This is a genomic window from Nonomuraea sp. NPDC050394, assembly GCF_044459065.1.
In the GTDB taxonomy this organism is placed as follows: Bacteria; Actinomycetota; Actinomycetes; order Streptosporangiales; family Streptosporangiaceae; genus Nonomuraea.
On record NZ_JBITIO010000002.1, the window covers coordinates 279,303 to 299,053 of the forward strand.

Below are 19,751 nucleotides of genomic sequence, written 5' to 3' on the forward strand. Positions count from 1 at the left end.
CCATGGGGGAGCTGGCGTGCCGGCACGCGGCGGGACGCGCACGGGAGGTGCTGGTGCGCCGGCGCGACGGCGCGGTCGTCCGCTACGAGCGCCGCACCGGCGAGCCGGTCGCCGCCTTCGCCGCGCGCCTGTCGGCCCGCGCCGACGCGCCCGAGGGCCGGCCGGACGGCGCCGGGCTCGCGATGCTGGTCCGCGGCGACGTCGACCTGGACGGCGACGCCGACGTCCACGCCCTCTACCCGGACCGCCGCGGCGGACGCCGCCTGGAGGCCGCCGACCTGCTGAGCGGGCTGGCGCCGTGAACGACGACCTGATCCTGTCCGTCGTCGTGGGCTCGCGCGCCTACGGCCTGGACACCGGCGCCTCCGACACCGACCGCAGGGGCGTGTTCGTGGCGCCGACGCCGGCGTTCTGGCGCCTGGACAAGCCGGCCACCCACCGGGACGGGCCGCTGCCCGAGCAGTTCTCCTGGGAGGTGGAGCGCTTCTGCCGCCTGGCCCTGGAGGCCAACCCGACCGTGCTGGAGTGCCTGTGGTCGCCGCTGGTCGAGCTGAGCACCCCGTTCGGTGAGCGGCTGCTCGGGCTGCGCCGCGCGTTCCTGTCCGAGCGTGCCCGGCAGACCTTCTGCGGGTACGCCGACGCCCAGTTCCACCGCCTGGATCCGGCCGCGCCCAAGTGGAAGCAGGCCATGCACATGATCCGCCTCATGCGCTGCGGTCTTCATCTCGTACGGCACGGCGACCTCGAGATCGGCGTCGGCCCGGAGCGCGCGCGGCTGCTGGCCGTCAAGCGCGGCGAGGTCCCGTGGGAGGAGGTGGCCGCGTGGCGGGCGAGCCTGGCGGCCGAGCTGGGGTCCGCGGTGAGCGTTCTCCCGGCGGCCCCGGACCGCGCCGCCGTCGAGGAGTTCCTGCTGGACGTCAGGAGGGCCCACCTGTGAACCTGCCCGGCTGGCTGCCCGAGATCCCGGGCGAGCAGCCGTACCCGCTGGTGTTCGCGACCGTGAGCGGCGCGCACCTGTACGGCTTTCCCTCCCGCGACTCCGACGTGGACCTGCGCGGCGCGCACGTGCTTCCGCCGCGCGAGGTCGTCGGCCTGCGCACCGGCCCGGAGACGCTCGACCGCACGTGGACGCGCGAGTCGGTCGAGGTGGACCTGGTGACGCACGACCTGGCCAAGTTCTGCCGGCTGCTGCTCAACCGCAACGGCTACGTGCTGGAGCAGTTGCTGTCGCCGCTGGTCGTGGCCACCTCGCCGGCGCACGCGGAGCTCGCCGCGCTCGCGCCCGGCTGCCTGACCCGCCACCACGCCCACCACTATCTCGGCTTCGCCCGCACCCAGTGGCGCCTGTTCGAGAAGACCGGCGAGCTCAAGCCGCTGCTGTACACGTTCCGGGTGCTGGCGACCGGCACCCACCTGATGCGCACGGGCGAGCTGGTGGCCGACCTCACCCTGCTGTCCGGGTACGGCCCGGCGTACCTGCCGGAGCTGGTGGAGGCGAAGCGGGAGGCCGAGCACGGGGCGGCGCCGGTGATCGAGGGCGTGGCGGCGGAAGTGACCCGGATGACCGCGGCCCTGCGGGAGGCCCAGGCCGCCTCCTCCCTGCCCGAGACCGCCACCGCCCACGACGCCCTGAACGACCTGGTGATCCGCCGCCGCCTCGCCTAACCGGGTCCCGGCTCCAGCGCCGCGCGCCAGAGGCGGAGGGTGAGCTCCTCATCGGCGCGCCCGGCGTACGTCATGGCGGCCGACCAGACGCGGGCCAGTTCGTGGGGCGGCTCCGGCAGCGACTCGCCCGTCACGGTACGCCGGACGGCGGCGGCCCGGCGGGCCAGGAGCTCCAGGAGGGCGGCCGCGGTGGGCAGCTGGTCGCGGCGCAGCCGGGCGGCGGTGGCGGCGATCGTGGCGTCCGCCGTGGGTCCCGCCGTCGCCCTTCCGCCCATGGCCATCCGGTGCAGGACGCGATGGAGCGGGGTGAGAGGGGTGGCGCGCCCGCCGGGCTTGGGCGGGAGCGGCGGGCCTGACGGGCCGGGCAGGTCGGCGAAGGGCAGGTCGTGCCGGTCGGCGGCCAGGACGGTGACCACGCCCGGCCGATCGGGCACCACCCGCACGATGACCTCGCGCTCACGTGCGGGGGCGAGTTTGCGGAGGTTGGCTTCGGCGGCGGGAGTGGCGCCGACGGCGGTCAGAATGCCCGCGCCGGTGCGCAGCTCACGGCCCGCCAGTTCGGCCCGCAGGAACATCAGGCCGTCGCGCTCGCCGCGCAACGCCCCGGCCAGCTGGCCGGCCGGGGGTTCCGTCCACAGGGGGCCGGTCCACGCGCAGTCGCCGTGGATCGCGGCCTTGGTCTCCTTGGTACTGCTCAGCCTGCCGTCGGGGCCGGCGGCGGCGTTCTGGGCGAAGACGCGGCTGCGGCCCAGCCGTTCGGGCGACAGGGCCAGCCCGCCGAAACGGACCGCCGCCCGGTAGGCGGCTCCCACCCGCTCCACGCCGCCCGGCGCCACGTCGGCGACGCTGTACAGCCGTCCCGCCTCGTCGGCCAGCCATGTCACCACGCCCGCGTAGCCGGAGGCCGTGACGACGGGTTCGCTGAACAACCCCTGAAGGATCAAAGGTGGCAACGGCTCGTAGCGGCGCCTGCCGCCCTGGCCGCCCGCTTCGTTGGCCCGCCAGGCCGTGGTGAGCAGTTCGGCCAGGTCCCGCGCGTAGGCTGCCAGCTCGAACTCGGGCCGCCCGGCCCGCACGTCATGAACGCCCTGGGCCACGGCGGTGGCCGGCCGGGCCAGGCCGTACAGGCGCGCCTCGGCACAGGCGTGGGCCGCCCGCAGCAGCCGTTCCCTGGCCGCCGCGCCCGCGTGCGCCACCCCGGCGGCGAGCACCTCGGCCCCGGCCTCCCACGCCATCGCGGCCGGTCCGCCGGACGCGGGAGGCGCCGGACGCGCCTGGCCGCCGTCCGGAAGGCTCGGCTCTTGCGGGGCGTCAGGGTCGGGCCTCTCGCCGTTCCCGGCGCTCTCAGTGCTCTCGCCGCTCTCGGTGCTCTCGGGGCTCTCGGGGGTCTGTGGCGACGAGGGGACGGCCAGGGGCAGGACGCTCAGGACCGAGAGGGCGTGCAGGCAGCGTGGGGTGAGCAGGCAGGTGCAGGTGATCTGGGCGAGGTCGGTGAGCACGCCGTCGCGCGGCAGCCGTACCGTCTCCTGGCCGGTGCCGACGTGCAGTTCGGCGCCTTCGGGACGCCACTGCCAGTCCTCCGCCGCGCCGGGCGCGGCGTCGAGGCGCCGGGTGACGCGGGCGGGGGCGGCGGCGAGGGCGTCGGCCAGGACCGCGGGCATCACCTGCGGCCTCATCCGCGCACCCGTTCGGCGATCCAGCCGGCCAGCTCGGACGGGGACAGCGCCGCCACCGGCATTCCCGCGGCCGCCACCTGCTCGGCGACGGCCCGGTTGTAGATCGGTTTGCCCTGGTCGTCCAGGGCGGCCAGGCCGAGGGTGTGGGCTCCGGTCCCGGCCAGCGCGCGTACCTCGGCCAGCAGGCGGCCCACCGACACCCCCTCGTCGAAGTCGCTCACCACGGCGACGATGCTGCGGCGGGGGATGGTGAGGCGTTCGCGGGTGTAGCGCAGTGCCGTGCCGATGGCGGTGCCGCCGCCCACGGACACCTCCAGCAGCAGCGACAGCGGGTCGGCCACCCGGTCGGACAGGTCCGCGACCTCGGTGGAGAACGTGATGAAGCGTACGCTCAGCGCCGGAACCCCGTGCAGCACGGCGGCGGCCAGCGCGGCGTAGATGGTCGAGCGTTCCATGGAGCCCGACACGTCCACGCACAGGTGCAGGTGCCAGTCGGCGCCACGCCGTGCCCGGGTCCTGAACACCGGCCGCTCCACCACCACCTCCGGCCCCCGTTCGGTGAGCCGGGCGGTGTGGAGGTTGCGCCGCAGGGTACGGCGCAGGTCGATGGGCCCGCCCGGCCGCGAGGTGGGCCGCGGCGTGGTCAGGCCGGTGAGCGCGGGCCGCATGCGCCGGGCCAGCTTCTCGGTCAGCTCGGCCACCATCCGCGCCACCAGCGGGCGCAACCTGGCCAGCCGCGCCTCGGGAAGCGCCCCGGCCAGGGCCAGCATGCCTTCGAGCAGGCCGACGTCCGCGCTGACCCGCTCCGGGTCCAGGGCCAGGAGCGCGTCTACCCGCCCGCGCGCCGCCGCCCGTCCCACGACCTCCTCGCGTACCCGGGCCCCGAACAGCGCCTCCAGCTCCTCCACCCACTCCCGGGCGGACGGATACGGCCGCCCGCCGCCACCCGCGTCGGCCCCCTCCCCCGTTCCCGCCCCGTACAGGTCATCCAGCGCCCGCGCGACCGCCCTGGCCGCGGGGTCCAGCCGGTCGGCCTCACGCCCCAGCACCATCCGCCACCGGTCGGCCCGCCCGATCCGCCGCGTGTGACCCGCCCCGTCCCGCGCGACCGCCCCGTCCCGCGCGACCATCACGGGGGGCGCGCCGTCCGCCGCCGCACCGGCCGCGCCGTCCAGGGCCGTCGGATCCAGCTCCAGTACGGCCAGCCGCCCCGCCTCGTCGGCCGCGGCCCAGGCGGCGAGGTCCCCGGCCGGAGCGTGGAGGGTCACGCCGGCGTCCAGCCCGAGGCTGTCGAGCAGGCGCCGGCGGGAGGCGGGAGACAACGCCTCGAACCCGTCACGGAGCGCGGGCAGCCGGGCGAGGAACCCGGCGTCGTCCCAGGTCTCGACCCGTTCGGCCAGCGGGGCGAGCAGGTCCGCCGACGCCTCCAGCATCGCCCCCGCCACCAGCACCACCCCGGCCACCCGCCCCGCCGCCATCACCCCGGCGCCGGCCGCCGCCTCGCTCCCGGTCCCGGCAGGCGGACGGGGCGGCCGGTAAGCGGGCGGCCCCGGGTCCGGCGACAGATCAGGGTCAGCGGGCGGCTCCGGGTCCGGCGACAGATCTGGGTCAGTGGACGGCTCCGGGTCCGGCGGCGGGTCTGGATCCGATGACGGGGCTGGGGAGGCGGCTTCGGCCCAGGTGGCGAGGCGTACCGACACAGAGGCGGGGGTGTCGGCGCCCGCGATGAGCAGGGCCGCGGCGGCGGCGCCCTGGGCCAGCGGGGTGCCGTCGGCGGCCATGCGGCGCAACGCCCACGTCAAGCGGCTCCGGACGGGCGCGAGCCGGACCAGCTCGCCCAGCAGCGCCGCCTCCTCGTGGCGGGTCATCCCGGACAGGCCTTCGACGGAGGCGACGGCCGCGGTCAGGACGAGTTCGGCCGCTTCGCGGCAGCCGGGCGGCGGCGAAGGGAGGGCGGCGAGGCGGCAGAGGAGGCGGTGGCAGGCCACCAGGTCCGCGGGGCCTGCCACGGGGACGAACTCCGCGCCGAGGCGGCCCACCAGCTCGGCGGTCAGCTCCGGCAGGCCGCATTCGGCGGCCTTCTCCACGATCGCGGGGAGGCGTCCGGTCAGGGCGGCGCGGCGCAGGCGGCCCTCGGCGGCGGGGGCGAGGGCCGTGCCGTAGACGGCGGCGCGCTCCAGCGTGGCCTCTGTCAGGGGTCGCCAGCGCACGGTCCACGCACGGCCCAGGGTGGCGGCGCCGCCGACGCCGGTCATGGGGCGTTCGTCCGCGTAGCCGACGTCCAGCGCGGACAGGCGGCTGAGCGCGAGGTGGCGGCGCTGGTCGAGGGGTGAGCGGTGGGGGTCGAGGCGCAGGACGGCCTCCGGCTGCCCGGGTCCCGGCAGGCCAAGGCGGGCGACGAGCTCCTCGACATGGGTGAGCAGGCCGGAGCGGGGGGCGGCCGGGTCGACCTGGCCGCGGCGGGCGCCGATGAGGACACGTTCGGCGGCGCGGGCCACGGCGCGGGCGCGGCCCAGGGGTTCGCCCTGGGCCAGGGTGCTCTGGAGGGCTTCGACCAGCTCGCGGCGTCCGGGGGCGGGCAGGCCGCGCAGGGCGGCCAGGTCGCGGGCCATGCCGTACGCGGCCTTGGCGTCGGGGACGCCCGCCACGTGGCCGTCGTGGCGCAACTGCGCGCAGATCCGCGCGATCGTCTCAGCGGCGGCCCGCTCCACGGCGGCGGGATCGCCCCCGGCCAGGTAGACGGCCTGGCGCCATTCCGGGTCCTTGATGCCCGCGGGGTAGCCGGAGCGGGAGTCCAGCAGCTCGAAACCGTAGGGAACGAGCGCGGTCACCACCTCCCCCGAGGCGGGCTCAGGAACGCCGGACGTGGCGGCGGGGGCGGTCAGCGCGGGGGCGTGGAAGGCGCCGACGACCACGGCCGCGCCCTCCGGTCCGATGTCGGCGATGCGGCGCCGCATCCACGCCTCCCTCGCCAGGTCCCGCTCGGAGATCGTGCCGGTGTCCTGCCGCAGGGCCCAGCCGACGGCCAGGGCGGCACGGCGGATCCGCGCGGGTTCCGCCCCGTGGGAGGGCGTCTCCACGAGGCGGTCCCACAGCTCCTCGTGGTCGTCCACGTCCATCCGCCGCATCAAGGCGGGCATCAGCGTTCCCTCCGGGCTGTCGCCGGGCAGCTCGGTGAGCAGGTCGATGGCGTGCACCGGCACCCCGCGCCCGACCGCCCACCGCACCGCGGCCAGCTCCGGGGAGAAGTCCGCGAACGGGTAGAAACCCAGCCGTTCCCCCTCCTGCGAGGCGACGGCCAGCGCCACGGGCGCCGTGGTGGCGGGCGAGCCGAGCCAGCCCAGCCACTCCTGCAGTTCGCCGGGCAGTTCGACCAGCACCGCCCGCGGCCGCGCCCCCTCCAGCAGGTACGGCATGGCCGCCGCCAGCACCGGCGAATGGTGACGAACCCCGATCAGGTACGGCGAGCGCCCCGCGACCAGCTCCTCCAGCCCTTTCACGACCCACCGGACAGCGCGTCGCGCAGCTCGTACAGCCGCCGCCACAACCGCGGCCCGCTCTCGGCCCGCCGCCGCACCGTCGTGTCCCAGTACGCCAGCAGCTTGCCCTGATCGTCGGGATCGTCCTTGCGCACCACGCCCAGCAGATATCCGGGCAGCAACGACAGCGGGTCGGGAACGGGCAGGTACGCGGCCTGCAATCCCATCGACCCGGCGACCGCCACCGCCTCGGCGGTGCTCATCACCGCGGTCGGCCGCTCCACCGGCCAGCCTTCCTCGGCGGTGCCCAGCCGCAGGTCGCGGAAGGTCGTCACCAGCGCCTCGATGACCGCGTCGTCGACCTCCAGCGTGGCCCCGGCGCGGGCGAGGGCGGCGCCGGCCTGGGTGCGGACGAGGGCGACCTCGTCGGCGAGGGTCCCGATGGGCGGCACGACCTCGAAGTTGAAGCGCCGCTTCAGGGCCGCGCTCATCTCGGAGACGCCCCGGTCGCGCAGGTTCGCGGTGGCGATCACGTTGAAGCCCTGGGCGGCGTACTCGGTGGCGCCGAGCTCGGGCACGGCCATGCGGCGCTCGGACAGCACCGACACCAGAGCGTCCTGTACCTCGGGCAGGCAGCGGGTGATCTCCTCGACCCTGGCCAAGGACCCCGCGCGCATGGCGGCCAGGATCGGGGAGGGCACGAGCGCCTGCCCGCTGACCCCTTCCGCGAGCAGGAGGCGGTAGTTCCAGCCGTAACGCAGGTGTTCCTCGGTGGTGCCCGCGGTGCCCTGGACGACCCGGTCGCTGGCGCCGCTGACGGCGGCGGCCAGCAGTTCCGACAGCATGGACTTGGCGGTGCCCGGCTCGCCGACGAGCAGCAGGCCGCGTTCTCCGGCGAGCGTGACCACGGCCCGCTCGACCAGCGCCCGCTCGCCGACGAACTTGCGGGCCACCCGCCGTCCGTCGCCCATGACGAAGTCCACGACGGCCGAGGGCGTCAGCCGCCAGCCGGGCGGGCGGGGACCGGGGCGGGCGGCCAGCTGCTCCAGCTCCTCGGCGTGGCGGACCTCGGCGGGCTCGACCTGCGGCTGAAGGCTCATCGGGGGCCCTGCCCCTCGCGCACGCGCTGCCACGCCCGCTCGAACAGCTCGGGCAGCGACGTCTCCGGCAGGCGGCGGCCGAGCGTGAGCGGATACAGCGCCTCCAGCTTCCACGTCTCGGCGGGCAGGTCGGGCGCCTTGCCCTTGGTCCAGCCGCCGGGCAGGAAGAGCCCGCGGCCCGCGCGTTCGCGCTTGGCGGCCATGACCAGACCGCGTTCGGACAGGACGGCGGCGGCCTTCTTGTGGCGGGCGGGTGTCCAGTCGTTCCAGGTGCGGACGTTGCGGTCGGTGGGTTCGAGGAGCGTGAGCAGTTGCAGGTAGAGGACGGCAGGGTCCTCGTCCAGGCTGAGCGTGTCCGCCGCCGCGGCGAGCACGGCGGGTGCACTGGCCCTGGGGTCGGCCTCCCAGCGGCCCGCCTCCAGCAGCGGAGTCCGTTCGGCCATCCGGGTGTAGCCGTCCGAGCGCAGCAGCTCGACGACCCGGGCCGGCGGCGTCCTGGTGTCCCAGGGCGTCTCCAGCGACAGCTGCAGCCGGGAGCGGGCGTCGCCGCCGAGGAGGGCGGGGCGGAAGAACGTCTGGCCGTGGGTCACGACGATGGTCAGGCCGTCGTCGACAGCCGTGACCTCGTCGTCCAGCTTTCCCCGGTACGGCTCGCCGGTGAAGCCGTCCGCCTCCATCGGGCCGCCGCGCAGGAGCAGCCCCGGGTGGTTCAGGCGGCGCCGTACCAGGTCGAGGGCGGCGGGCAGGCCCGCGCGGACGGGGTGGCCGCCCGGCAGCGTGGCATACGCCCACGGCAGCGCCAGCGCGAGGTCGGCGAGCAGGTCGTCCAGGGAGACGGGCTCGACCGCCTCGTGGTAGCGGTTCCCCGCCAGCCAGGTGTCGTGGTCCCGGTTCAGCTCGGCGACTGAGGACGGGTCGGTCAGCGCGCCGAGCGCCCTGGCCGCGGGCAGCCGCAGCGGCAGTGTCCTGGCGGCGGTCACGGCGTCCTCGGGCACCCGCGGCCGGCGTCCGAAGCGGGCGGTCCACGCCTCGGCCAGGCCGCGCGCGAGCGCCTTCTGGTCCCAGGGGTCGGCGGGGACGGCGGCGTCGAGCAGGTCGCGCCGTTCTTGCCGGGTGAGCGGCTTCAGCTCGTCGCGCGCGACGACGGCCTCGGCGGGCTTCAGCCCGAGTACCTCCCTGCTCTCGGCGGGGAGGAAGTCGCGGCCCCAGCTGTCCAGGCCGGGCAGCCCGGCCAGCAGCAGCGCGGCGGCGGGCCGGCCGAGACCGGTCTCGGCGCACAGGAGCTCGACGGCTTCGGGGTCGTGCTCGGCCGGGCCCCGCTCGCGCAGCCGGTCCACGAAGGCGGCGAGCGTGCGCGGTGTGGCCCAGCCGGTGGGCAGCTCGGCCGAGACGTCCAGCACCTCGCCGGCGCGGGGGGCGGTGCCGTACTCGATGAACCTGCGCCGCCGCGCCTGGTAGATCCCCGGCCAGTTGGGGGTGACGTCCAGCGTGAGGTGGGCGCCTTCTGCCGACAGGTGGCCGGTGGGGCCGGGCGCGTCGGCGACGCCGCGGCGCAGGCCGGGCTCGGCCAGCCGCGAACCGGACCACAGCTCCAGCAGGGCGAGGATCGCGGCCCTGCGCGGCGCGGGCGTGGCGGGCGAGATCGCGCGCACGGCCAGGCCGCCGAGGCGGCCGATCAGGTCGGTCCAGTCGTGGAAGCTGCCGGGCATGGCGCCCTTGACCGCCTCGGGCGGGACCTCGCCGGACAGGAACGCGACCGTGAAGGCGATCTGCCGCCCGGCCTGGTAGGTGAGCAGGCCCTGGGCGTTCACCAGGTCGGCCAGCGCCTTGGCGAGCTCCTCCTCGTCGAGACCGGGCACGAGCCCGGCGGTGGCGCCGGCGCTGGCGAGCAGTTCGTCGCGGCGGGTGGCCAGCTCGTTCGCCTGCCGCACCAGCCCGGCCACGCCGCGCCGCAGCCGCTCGTGCGTCACGGGTGGCGCGCCGCCGTCCATGAGCGCCCGCGCGCCGGCTTCCGTGAGATTCCGCAGTACGGCCGAGCCGCCGGGGTCACGCGGCGCCAGGTGGTGCCAGAACGCCTGGAACGGCACCAGGGCGGTGCCGTCCGAGCTGCCCTTGGCGGTGCTCCAGCGGTCGCGGCCGGTGGTGACGTCCCAGTGGAGCGCCCCGTCGGCCTCGGCGAGGACGACCGTGGTGCCGGTGCCGGTGAGCAGCAGGGGCTCCGCGCGTCCGGGCAGGTCGAGCAGTCCCCAGGGTGTCGCCGTCAGCTTCGCGCCGCCGCCTCGGCCGTCGGCGCGGGCGTAGGTGTAGTGGCCGCCTGCCGCGTGGACGCGGAAGCCGATCATGCCGTCCGCGGTGCCGAGCGGCGTGCGCTCCAGTCCCTCGGGCAGCGGGGCGAGCGAGCAGCCGTCCAGTTGCCACCGCGCGCCGGGCGGCGGCGGCGCGTCCTCCAGGAACGCCGGCAGGCTGGCCCGTCCGAGCTGCCCCGCGGCCGGGTCGAGCTCACGCAGCACCGGCCGCCACGCGTCGGGCTGGATCCAGAACGTGGCGCCGTCGGAGAACATGCGGCCGGTCTCGTCGAGCTCGGGCCGCCGGTCGCCGGGGTGCAGGGCCTTGCGGCCGGTGACGCGCCCGCCCGAGGGGGTGAGGAAGGCGTAGCCGAGCCCGGCCCGGTGCTCGTGGAAGTAGTGCCAGCCGTCCTTCTCGTGGATCTCCGAGGGCGCCGACGACCAGTAGAACGAGCGCGACTCGTTGGTGCCCCAGGCGACGCGGAAGGCGCCGCCGGCGTAGAGGACGTCGAGGTGAGGCGTGCCGGCGGGCACGCGCAGGTCGTGCTCGGCGACCCGGCCGCCCGGACCGAGGGCGATCGCCTTGGCGGCGGTGAAGACGGTGAGCACGGGCCAGCTCGCGCTGACGCGCGCGTCCTCGCCGAGCTCTTCCAGGGCGGCGTCGAAGGCGTCCCAGCCCAGCTCGTCGTAGACGCCCGCCCGCAGCGTACGGCACAGCGGCACCGCGAAGTCGATGCCCTCGATCGCCTCGCGCAGCCCGTCGAAGGCGGCCAGCACGGGACCGGTGAGCGCGTTCTCCAGAGCGCCGAGCGCGGAGCGCGCGTCCAGCAGCCCGCCGGTGGCCGCCTGCCGGGTCCTGTCGAGCAGCCAGGCGTGGACCATCGGCCGCAGCACCGGTATCTCGATCAGTTCCTCGGCCTCGCGGTGACTGCCCACGGCCTGCTCCAGCAGGGGCGCGAAGCGCGGGTCGGCGGCGACGGCGGCCAGGTCGCGGATCCGCCCGTTCATCAGCCACCTGCCCAGGTGGACGACGGACTCGCTGCCGGGATCGGCGACGGGGACCCCGGCGGCCAGGCACGCGTCCAGCAGGTCGAGGTCGAGCATCCGCGTGCGCCAGGCCACTCCCCCTTCCAGCCGGACCGGCTCGCCCTCGGCGGCCAGCCGGCCGGCGATCCGCTCCACCAGGGCGAGCAGCGCCGGTGAGCCGGGCTCCGAGCGCCAGCCGCGCTTGAGGTGCGCCACCATGCGCGACAGCCACGCGGCCGGGACGGTGTCGAGCGCGCCGGACTCCCGCAGCAGCTCCAGCCACCATTCGTCGACGCCGTCGGCGGTGGGGAAGACCTCCAGCAGCGTCTGCCGCGGCTGGGCGAGCAGGGTCGCGCGGTAGGCCTTCCAGAACGGCGGGCGGGCCCGCTTCACCGCCGGGGCGCCGAGCAGGGTGGCGATGAGGCGTTCGTCCTCGGCGGCGGGGTCGAGCTTGGCGGCCTTGGCCAGCTTGCGCAGCTGCTTGGGCAGGTCGCTCCACGGCGGCAGGCCGCCCAGCGTGCGCCGGACCGCCAGCTCGAACAGCTCGTCGTAGGCGCGGCGCGGCTCGTAGCGCCCGGCCAGCTCGACGACGTAGGCGTTGACCGCCTTGACCGGCAGGGCCCCGGCGAAGGCGTACTCCAGGAACACCGCCCGGCGGGCCGCCTCGTCCACGGGCAGCGCGTAGGTGGCCTCGGCCTCGCGGGCCCGCCCGAACATCACCGCCGCCTGGCCGCCGTGCCCGGCCGCGATGAACGTCCGCCCGGCCTGCTCCCAGAAGCTCGGCAGGTGCGTGCGCGGCAGGGTGGCGGCCAGTTCCGCGTAGGCGTCGGCGGCGGCTCCCGGACGGGCGGCGGCCAGGCGGGCGGCGCGCTCCATGCCGGACACGGCGGCCAGCGCCGCCTTGGCGCCGCGCGGGTCGTTGACCAGGGCCCACGCCGGGTAGCCGAGGCCGCGGCGGCGTCCGGTGGCGAGGGGCGGGCTCACGTGCGGCTCGCCGTACCCGAGGAAGGCCATGGCGCGGTCTTCGGCCGGCGCGGTCGTCTCGCCGATGAGGCGGATCACCGGGCGCTCGCCGAGCGCGGCGTGAGCGTAGGCGCGGGCCCGGACGGGCTGGCCGCCTTCGGCCCCGGCCGGGGCGAGCCCGGCGTCGAGGAGGAGGTCGTCAGTCACCGTCGGTGATCCTTCCCGCGTAGATGAGCTCGGCCATGCGCACGCCTTCCGACCAGGCGACCGGGCCGACGTCGGCGGGGTCGAGCGGGCGCTCGTCGGCGCCGACCCAGACCAGGTCTCCCGTGTACGCCTCGGAGTCGGGGCCGTCGTCGCCCAGCCAGTAGCGGGCCTGGACGGGACGGCCGGAGTCCACGACCGGGCAGACGGCGTAGCCGCCGCGCACCCGGAAGCCGAAGCGGGCGGCGCGGGCGGTGGCGTGGCGCAGCTCGGAGAAACGCCCGCCCGCGTAGTCCGGCAGTCCGGCGCCCTTGTGGTGAACCTCGCGGGCCAGTTGCGGCACCCGCTGCGCCGCGCCCAGCTCGGCGGCGAACTCGCGCAGGTCGGCCAGGTCCGCCAGCAGCACGGGGTGCGGGATCAGGATCGGCCCCGGCTCCAGCCAGGCGGTCTCGGCGTCGAGGTCGACGACGCCGAGCCGGCCGTCCCGGCCGGCGTCCTTGAGCAGCCCCGGCTCCTCGTCACGCAGGACGACCAGGTCGGTGAGAGCCTCGCGCCAGGCCGGATCGGGCCAGACGGCCGCGATCATGGGGGACGGGACGGGGTGGCCGCCGAGCATCCAGGACTCCACCGTGGCCAGGCACTCGGCCTCGTGCCGGGCGAGGTGGTCGCGCAGCGCGAGCAGTTCCTCGGCCGCGGGGCCGTCCTTGACCGCCTTGGGCACCGATTTGAGCCGCCTGCCGGCGGCGTTCTGGCAGACGAGCGTGCCACCGTCGAGGGCCAGCCGGTAGCCGCCCCCGGCCTCCACCCACGTCAAATCTTCCGACATGGCTGGCATCTTCGCAGAAGTCAGCGACAATCCTGTTTTGCCGTGTTAGCCGGCCGGCGACAGGACGAGGCGGATCGAGTAGTTCCGATACCCGAGCCGCTCGAACGAACGCGCCATCGGCACGTTTCCCAGATCCGTGTCCGCCGCGATCCGCCGCGCGCCCCGCCCGGCCAGGAACCTGGTGATCTCCGCCAGCAGGTCGTCGGCGTAGCCGTGGCCGCGGTGCTCGGGCACCACACCCAGGTAGCCGACCACCGGCCCGCCGTTGTTGGCCGACGGCAGCGCGACGCCCACCAGGTCGCCGCCCGGAGTGTGGGCCAGCAACCACCACGAACGCTCGCCCGGCATCGCCTTGTAGTCCTCGACGTCCTGCCTGGCCTGCTCGATGGGATCCATGGTGGCCAGCGCCTCGCGCGTCTCGTGGTCGAGCGTGCCTTCGGCGACCCGCCGGAACGCCTCGGCGAACACCTCGTCGTCGTCCTCGGTCCTGAACACCAGCCGGCCCGAGGCGGCGGGCATCGGATCGTCCGGGGTCCACTCGTAGCGCAGCCGCTCCAGCTCGAACGTCAGCCCGGCCCGCGCCGCCGCCTCCTGCCGCCAGGCGATGGCCGCGGCGACGGCGGGCCGCTCGCGCCAGCCGTTCGGGAGGAACACGTGGTAGGCGGGGCGCGTGCCGTACACCTCGTGGGCGTGGGAGAGCAGGCCGGCGGCGAGCGCCACGCGGTCCTCCACGGAGGGGTCGACGTAGACGCAGTCGAGCGCCATCGGCTTGTCGCTGCCGGCGAAGCTCCACCAGACGGCGCGGGCCATGACACGCCCGTCCTGCTCCGCTATCCAGATGTGGTCATGCCGGTACTGCCCGTCGGCCAGAAAGCCGGTCAGGCGGTCGGGGTCGGCCCAGCTGATGCTGTCATCGACGGTGCAGGCGAGCAGGCGGTCGAGGTCAGCCTCAACCGAGGGGCGAAAGAGCACACTTCCTCCACAACTTCCAGGTCGGGGGACTCTAGCAAGTAGAGTCTTCGACGATGAACCACACGATCTCGCCCACTCCCGGCGCCCTGCTCGGCGACGACGCCTACGCCTGCTCGTGCGGCGCCTCGTTCGCCGGCCGGATGCCCGCCGAGCTCCACGCCGCCGAGAACGACCGGTGCACCGGCTGCCTCGGCTCCGGCGAGGAGACGATGGCGCCCGGCGTCACCCGGCCCTGCACCAACTGCGCGGGCAGCGGGGGACGCAGAGAGCAGATCATCTGGCAGCTGGCGCACTCCGAGGCGGAGCAGCTGATCACGATGAGCACGGTGCGGGGGGTGATCGCCGGGTTCGACGGGCCGTTCCGGCTGTCGGAGATCGCCGACATGATCCGCTCGGGCCTCGACCTGCCGGTGGGCCGCCTTCCGGTGGGGCCGCGGGTGCGTGACCTGCTCCTGGAGCTCCAGTCGATCGGCGAGATCACCATGATCTCCGCCCCCGACGAACTCCTCGACGGCACCGACGTGGTCCTCTACCGCGATCCCAGCTGGCAACGTACGCCCACTCTCGGCATCTGACCCCGTCCTTTTTTTACATTACGGCTCGCGCAGAATGGCCCGGACTCGCCGTCGTGGGCCGAGGTCTGTCGAGCGCCGGTCGTGAGGGCTCACGGGGTGCTCGCCGTGACGACTCCGCCCTTGACCGGCTTCCGGGGTCGCGGTTCGCCCTCAGCCGTCGTGCCCGCCTGCACGCACGGCCTCCGGCGAAGGTTGCCCCAATAGCCAGAAGCGAACTGCGGGCTTTGTCAGGCGCGGGCGAGGAGTTCGCCGTGGAGGATCGAGAACCAGCCGTCCTCGTCGGCCGCCCAGGTGCGCCAGCCCTCCGACAGCCGTGCCAGGTCCGCCGCCGTGGCGAGGCCTGTGGAGGTGGCCTGGTGGGCCAGCGCGGAGGAGACGACGCGTTCCGCCCACATCCCGCCCCACCACTCCCGGTCCTGCGGCGTCGAGAAACACCACGTGGACGAGGTGGTCGTCACGTCGGAGAAACCCGCCCGCCCGGCCCACGACAGCAGCCGGCGCCCGGCGTCGGGTTCGCCGCCGTTGGCTCGGGCGGCGCGCTGGTAGACGTCCATCCACTCGTCCAGCTCCGGCAGCTCCGGGTACCACGCGAACGCGGCGTAGTCGCTCTCGCGCACGGCCACGATGCCGCCCGGCTTGGTGACGCGCCGCATCTCGCGCAGCGCCCCCACGGGGTCGGCCACGTGCTGGAGCACCTGGTGCGCGTGCGTGACGCAGAAGGTGCCGTCGGGGAACGGCAGCGCGTGCACGTCGGCCACGGCGAAGTCGATGTTGCCCGCTCCCCTGGCCGTCGCCTCGTCGCGCGACAGCTGGAGCGCCTCGTCGGTGACCTCGGCGGCGGTGACGCGGGCGACGCGGGTGGCCAGGTCGGCGGTGATGGTGCCGGGTCCGGCGCCGACGTCCAGCAGGGTCATGTGCGGTTCGAGGTGGGGCAGGAGGTATCCGGCCGAGTTCTCGGCGGTGCGCCAGCGGTGGGAGCGCAGGACGGACTCGTGGTGTCCATGTGTGTACATGAGGGTCACCCTATTGGCCATCTCAGGATTTGGAAGAGACCGTCTCATATCGCAAGACCAGCGGTGCCGTACACTTGTTGCGAATCTTTCGCATCTAGGGAGGGCGTCCGTCGTGGGAGAGGTCCGTCCGATCGTGTACGTCGGGGATCCGGTGCTGCACACCCCCTGCGAGCCGGTCACCCGGTTCGACGAGGCACTGGCCGCGCTGGTCGACGACATGTTCGCCAGCATGTACGCCGCCAAGGGCGTGGGACTGGCCGCCAACCAGATCGGCGTCGGCCTGCGCGTCTTCATCTATGACTGCCCCGACGCCGACGGCGAGCGCCAGGTGGGCGTGGTCGTCAACCCCACGCTCGAACTCCCTCCGGTCGGCGAGCGCAACCTCGACCCGGGCGACGAGGGCTGCCTGTCGGTCCCCGGCCAGTACGCGCCGCTGCCCCGCGCCGACGTCGCCACCGTCCACGGCCAGGACCTCACCGGCGCCCCCGTCACCGTCGAGGGCACCGGCCTGATGGCCCGCTGCCTGCAGCACGAGAGCGACCACCTCGACGGTCACCTCTACATCGACCGCCTCCCGGCCAAGCGCCGCAAGCAGGTGCTCAAGGCCTACGAGGAGTCGCTGACCACCACCTGAGCCGGGTCAGAAGGTGAACATCCGCAGGCCCGGCTCCAGCGGCCGGGGCGGCCCGGTGTAGCGGTGGACGCCGACCGTGAAGTCCTCCCGGGTGAGTCCCTCCAGCTCGAAGCCCTCCTCGGCGAACCACGAGCACACCCGCGGTCCCAGGTCGGGCTCGCGGCGGTGGCGGGTCCAGATCACGGTGGCGCCCGGTGCGCACAACATCGGCAGGCAGCCGATCGTGCGGCGGACGTCCGCGTCGGTGATGTTGCCGAAGACGCCGCAGACCAGGACCAGGTCCGCGGGGACGGCTCCGGCGTAGGCGTCGGTGAGGGCGGCGTCGGCCGCGACGACCTCGACGCCTTCGGGTGCGGACTGCCGCGCCAGCCGTACGTTGCGCTCGTCGAGCTCCACCAGGCGGGCGCTCACCCCGGCGCGCCCGGGGTGGGCGGCCAGGACGGGCAGCAGGTCGCGGCCCTGGCCGGCACAGAGGCTGACCACGGTGCGCGCGCCGGCGTCGAGCACGTCGGAGATCGCCGCGCGCACCACCCTCAGCCTGCGCCACAACGGAGAACCTGGGGCGTCGTAGCCGGTGTGCCAGCCGTGCCAGTCGGGTTCCTCCATGATCGCCATGCTAGCGCCGCCGGGCGGGCCGGGACCCGGAGGCCCCGGCCCGCCCCTGCCGTCAGGGCGCCGGGCGCACGTTCACCGGGCCGCCTCGTGCGCGGTGACGGCCTTGGCGCCGAGTCCGACCCTGGCGTAGACCGTGGGCTGCCTGGCGCGCAGCACCAGCGCCCAGATCACGCCCACGACCGTCCCCGCCACATACACCAGCGGCAGGATCCAGGTCAGCGGGTCGCCGGGCGGCACACCGAGCAGCGCGTCGATGTTCGTCCAGCCGAGCCACACCATGGCCGCCAGCAGGACCGCCGCCGGCACCGGCGTGACGAGCCTGCGCAGCGCGCTCTCCCCGCTCGGCTCGCGCACGAAGAACACGATGATCGCGATCGAGGTGGTGAAGATCAGCAGCAGGACGCCGAACCCGCCGAACGCGCCGCCGTAGAAGAAGAGCTGGACCAGCGGATTGAGGCCGAGCACCGCGTAGACGACGATCACCACCAGGCCCAGCACGCTCTGGGCGATCGAGCCCGCCTGCGGGGCGCCGCTGCGCGGGCGGGTGCGGCCGAAGACGGCGGGCAGCACGCGCTCGCGGCCCAGCGCGAAGAAGTAGCGGGCGGTCGTGTTGTGAAAGGAGATCATCGCGGCGAACACGCTGGTGACGAACAGGACGCGGGCGATGTCCACGACCAGCGAGCCCAGGTGCGAACCCGCCAGGACGAAGATCGTCTCGGCGCCGTCCCTGGTGGCCGTGGCCACGATGTTGCCCGGCCCGGTGGCCACCGTCATGGCCCAGGCCGACAGGGCGTACAGGCAGGCGATGATGACGATCGAGGAGTAGGTGGCGAGGGGTACCGTGCGGCGCGGGTCGCGGCTCTCCTCGGAGAACACCACCGACGACTCGAACCCGACGAACCCCAGTGTCGCGATCACCAGCAGCGCCCCCACGCCCGGTACGAACAGCGCGCCGGGCGACAACGTCTCCAGCGACAGGCCGCCGGGGGCCGGGTTGGCCAGGTCGGCGAAGTCGAACAGCAGGATGACCGCCACTTCCAGGGTCAGCAGGATGGCCAGGAGGCGGCCGTTCACGTCGACGCGCATGACGCCGAGCACCGCGACCAGCGCCCAGACGATCAGTGACAGCACCCACCAGGGCGGCGCCGTCCCGAACCACCGTTCGACGATGGGGGTGGCGGCCGCGCCGAAGGCGCCGTAGAGGCCGACCTGGAGGGAGTTGTAGGCGATCAGCGCCACCCAGGCCGAGGCGATGCCGGCGGGGCGGCCGAGGCCGCGGCTGACGTAGGTGTAGAAGGCGCCGGCGTTGGCCATGTGGCGGGCCATCGCCACGTAGCCGATCGCGAACAACGCCAGGACCAGTCCGACCACCAGGAACGCGACCGGGAGACCGGTGATCTTCGTCACGCTGTAGCCGGTGGTCATCACGCCGGCCACGACGGTGAGCGGGGCGGCGGCCGAGAGGACGAAGTAGACGACCGAGGGGGCGCCGAGCCGATCGGCGGCCAGAGCGCGGGTGATCGGGTCTGGCTGGGGGGTTTCCATCGGCATCCTTTCTTGTGGAGGGGTTGGGATGCTGCTGGTTCAGTGGGGGTTACGGCGGACAGTTCCCGCCGCGGGCGGCTGCTCTTCCGGCGGCTTCTCCTCTCGGGTACGCCCGCCGCTCAGCCGTTCGCTCACGGGCGAGAGGTGTCCGGGCGGGGCGTTCCCCGAGACCCGGCACACCCACGCGACCTCGTAACCCGGCACGCCCACGGGCGGCCGTCAGCCCCGGGCTTCCCGGCGACCCACGGCCTGGCGGTAACTCCCGGCGTCCCGGCAATCCGGAGCTTCGCGGTGATCGAAGGCTTCCCAGTGGTCCGGGGCTTCGGGGTGGTCGAGGGGTTCCCGGTGATCTAAGGCTTCGGGGTGATCTGAGCCTTCGGGATGATCGGGGGGTTCGCGGTAAGCCGGGGCCTTCGGGGGAGCCGGAGCCTTCGGGAGGGCGGGGGCGCCGGGGACAGCCTGGTGGGCGGTGAGTGGGCATGGGGCGGGGGCCGGTCAGGTGCGGTAGGTCAGGACGGCGTCGCCGACGGCGGCGTGGACGTGACGGGCCAGGTCGGTCAGCTGCGGCGGCAGCGCGGCCAGGACGGTGGTCAGATGACGCCGGGCGGTCTTCCGCTCGGCCGGGTCCTCCACCACGACGTCCGTCATCCCGCACGCCTCCACCAGCGAGGCCAGTGCCATGTCATGCGGGTCGAGCGGCTGCCATCGGGTGAGCGCCATGTGGAGGCGCGTTCTGGGCCATGCGGCCGGACCGAAATCGGTGGCGAAAAAACGGCCGGGCTTGCGCCGCCATAATTTCGGCGCTTCACGTTCCAGGAATCCGGCCAGGATCATTCTCCCGGACACGTCGTCGACCGCCCGCTGCGACAGGTACACGAGCCAGGTTCGCAGATCCGTGTGCTGCGGCATGCTGCCCATGTCGGCGAGCACCCGGTCGGCCACGACCTCCTGAACCGGCCTGGGATCGACCAGCCGCACCGTGGACCCGCGCACCCCGACCCGCCCGGCCAGCACGAGCTCGCCGATGAGCGCCCCGGCCAGCCCCAGTTCGACTCCCTGGACATGCAGCCGGGGACGCCCCGTGCTCGTGGTGTCCCAGCCGACCAGGAAGAGCTCGTCGGCTAGCGCCCGCATGATTCACCCTTTGTGGAAGCCCGATATTCGATACCGCTC

The 19,751-nt window shown here is 74.7% G+C and carries 15 protein-coding genes; 5 read left to right on the top strand and 10 right to left on the bottom strand.

Going from position 1 to position 19,751, the window contains the following annotated elements:
- Positions 1–2 precede the first annotated feature (2 nt).
- Genes ACIBKY_RS09530 through ACIBKY_RS09540 form a run of 3 tightly spaced genes read left to right on the top strand, consistent with a single transcriptional unit; the run spans position 3 to position 1,665 of the window.
- A complete protein-coding gene (locus tag ACIBKY_RS09530; protein ID WP_397095851.1) occupies positions 3–302 on the top strand; it encodes a hypothetical protein in 300 nt (99 codons plus the stop codon).
- Positions 299–937 (top strand): DNA polymerase beta superfamily protein, encoded by a 639-nt coding sequence (locus ACIBKY_RS09535; RefSeq protein WP_397095852.1) that lies wholly within the window; start codon positions 299–301, stop codon positions 935–937. Before ACIBKY_RS09530 ends, ACIBKY_RS09535 begins: the two co-directional genes overlap by 4 nt.
- Positions 934–1,665 (top strand): DNA polymerase beta superfamily protein, encoded by a 732-nt coding sequence (locus ACIBKY_RS09540; protein ID WP_397095853.1) that lies wholly within the window; start codon positions 934–936, stop codon positions 1,663–1,665. Before ACIBKY_RS09535 ends, ACIBKY_RS09540 begins: the two co-directional genes overlap by 4 nt.
- Here ACIBKY_RS09540 and ACIBKY_RS09545 read toward each other — a convergent pair.
- Genes ACIBKY_RS09545 through ACIBKY_RS09570 form a run of 6 tightly spaced genes read right to left on the bottom strand, consistent with a single transcriptional unit; the run spans position 1,662 to position 14,196 of the window.
- Positions 1,662–3,341, bottom strand: coding sequence for a hypothetical protein (locus ACIBKY_RS09545; RefSeq protein WP_397095854.1), 1,680 nt, complete (start codon positions 3,339–3,341; stop codon positions 1,662–1,664). The genes ACIBKY_RS09540 and ACIBKY_RS09545 overlap by 4 nt on opposite strands.
- On the bottom strand, positions 3,338–6,841 hold the full coding sequence (locus ACIBKY_RS09550; protein ID WP_397095856.1) for a DUF5682 family protein: 3,504 nt from the start codon (positions 6,839–6,841) through the stop codon (positions 3,338–3,340). Before ACIBKY_RS09550 ends, ACIBKY_RS09545 begins: the two co-directional genes overlap by 4 nt.
- The gene (locus tag ACIBKY_RS09555; protein ID WP_397095858.1) at positions 6,838–7,920 is read right to left on the bottom strand and encodes an AAA family ATPase; all 1,083 of its coding nucleotides are present in this window, start codon (positions 7,918–7,920) and stop codon (positions 6,838–6,840) included. The genes ACIBKY_RS09550 and ACIBKY_RS09555 overlap by 4 nt, the downstream gene beginning before the upstream one ends.
- Entirely contained in the window at positions 7,917–12,401 is a 4,485-nt protein-coding gene (locus ACIBKY_RS09560) for a hypothetical protein (protein ID WP_397095859.1), read from the bottom strand. The genes ACIBKY_RS09555 and ACIBKY_RS09560 overlap by 4 nt, the downstream gene beginning before the upstream one ends.
- Positions 12,394–13,224, bottom strand: coding sequence for a DUF4132 domain-containing protein (locus ACIBKY_RS09565; protein ID WP_397095860.1), 831 nt, complete (start codon positions 13,222–13,224; stop codon positions 12,394–12,396). Before ACIBKY_RS09565 ends, ACIBKY_RS09560 begins: the two co-directional genes overlap by 8 nt.
- Positions 13,225–13,269: 45 nt before the next feature.
- Entirely contained in the window at positions 13,270–14,196 is a 927-nt protein-coding gene (locus ACIBKY_RS09570) for a GNAT family N-acetyltransferase (RefSeq protein ID WP_397095862.1), read from the bottom strand.
- A 53-nt stretch (positions 14,197–14,249) separates the two neighbouring features.
- Here ACIBKY_RS09570 and ACIBKY_RS09575 point away from each other — a divergent pair, with 53 nt between their 5' ends.
- Positions 14,250–14,771 (top strand): hypothetical protein, encoded by a 522-nt coding sequence (locus tag ACIBKY_RS09575; protein WP_397095864.1) that lies wholly within the window; start codon positions 14,250–14,252, stop codon positions 14,769–14,771.
- 227 nt (positions 14,772–14,998) lie between these two features.
- Here the strand turns inward: ACIBKY_RS09575 and ACIBKY_RS09580 are convergent, their stop codons facing one another.
- Positions 14,999–15,784: a class I SAM-dependent methyltransferase gene (locus tag ACIBKY_RS09580; RefSeq protein ID WP_397095866.1), complete on the bottom strand. Its 786-nt coding sequence runs from the start codon at positions 15,782–15,784 to the stop codon at positions 14,999–15,001.
- Positions 15,785–15,896: 112 nt separating this feature from the next.
- Here ACIBKY_RS09580 and def point away from each other — a divergent pair, with 112 nt between their 5' ends.
- Positions 15,897–16,418 (top strand): peptide deformylase, encoded by a 522-nt coding sequence (gene def, locus ACIBKY_RS09585; RefSeq protein ID WP_379623203.1) that lies wholly within the window; start codon positions 15,897–15,899, stop codon positions 16,416–16,418.
- Between the two features lie 6 nt (positions 16,419–16,424).
- On the opposite strand, the gene ACIBKY_RS09590 is transcribed toward def, so the two are convergent.
- The 3 genes from ACIBKY_RS09590 to ACIBKY_RS09600 all read right to left on the bottom strand — a co-directional run bounded on the left by ACIBKY_RS09590 (position 16,425) and on the right by ACIBKY_RS09600 (position 19,712).
- Positions 16,425–17,024: an SAM-dependent methyltransferase gene (locus ACIBKY_RS09590; protein ID WP_397095867.1), complete on the bottom strand. Its 600-nt coding sequence runs from the start codon at positions 17,022–17,024 to the stop codon at positions 16,425–16,427.
- Between the two features lie 81 nt (positions 17,025–17,105).
- Complete coding sequence (locus ACIBKY_RS09595; protein WP_397095868.1) at positions 17,106–18,578, bottom strand: APC family permease; 1,473 nt, start codon at positions 18,576–18,578, stop codon at positions 17,106–17,108.
- Between the two features lie 495 nt (positions 18,579–19,073).
- The gene (locus ACIBKY_RS09600) at positions 19,074–19,712 is read right to left on the bottom strand and encodes a GPP34 family phosphoprotein (protein ID WP_379623197.1); all 639 of its coding nucleotides are present in this window, start codon (positions 19,710–19,712) and stop codon (positions 19,074–19,076) included.
- Between the last annotated feature and the right edge of the window lie 39 nt (positions 19,713–19,751).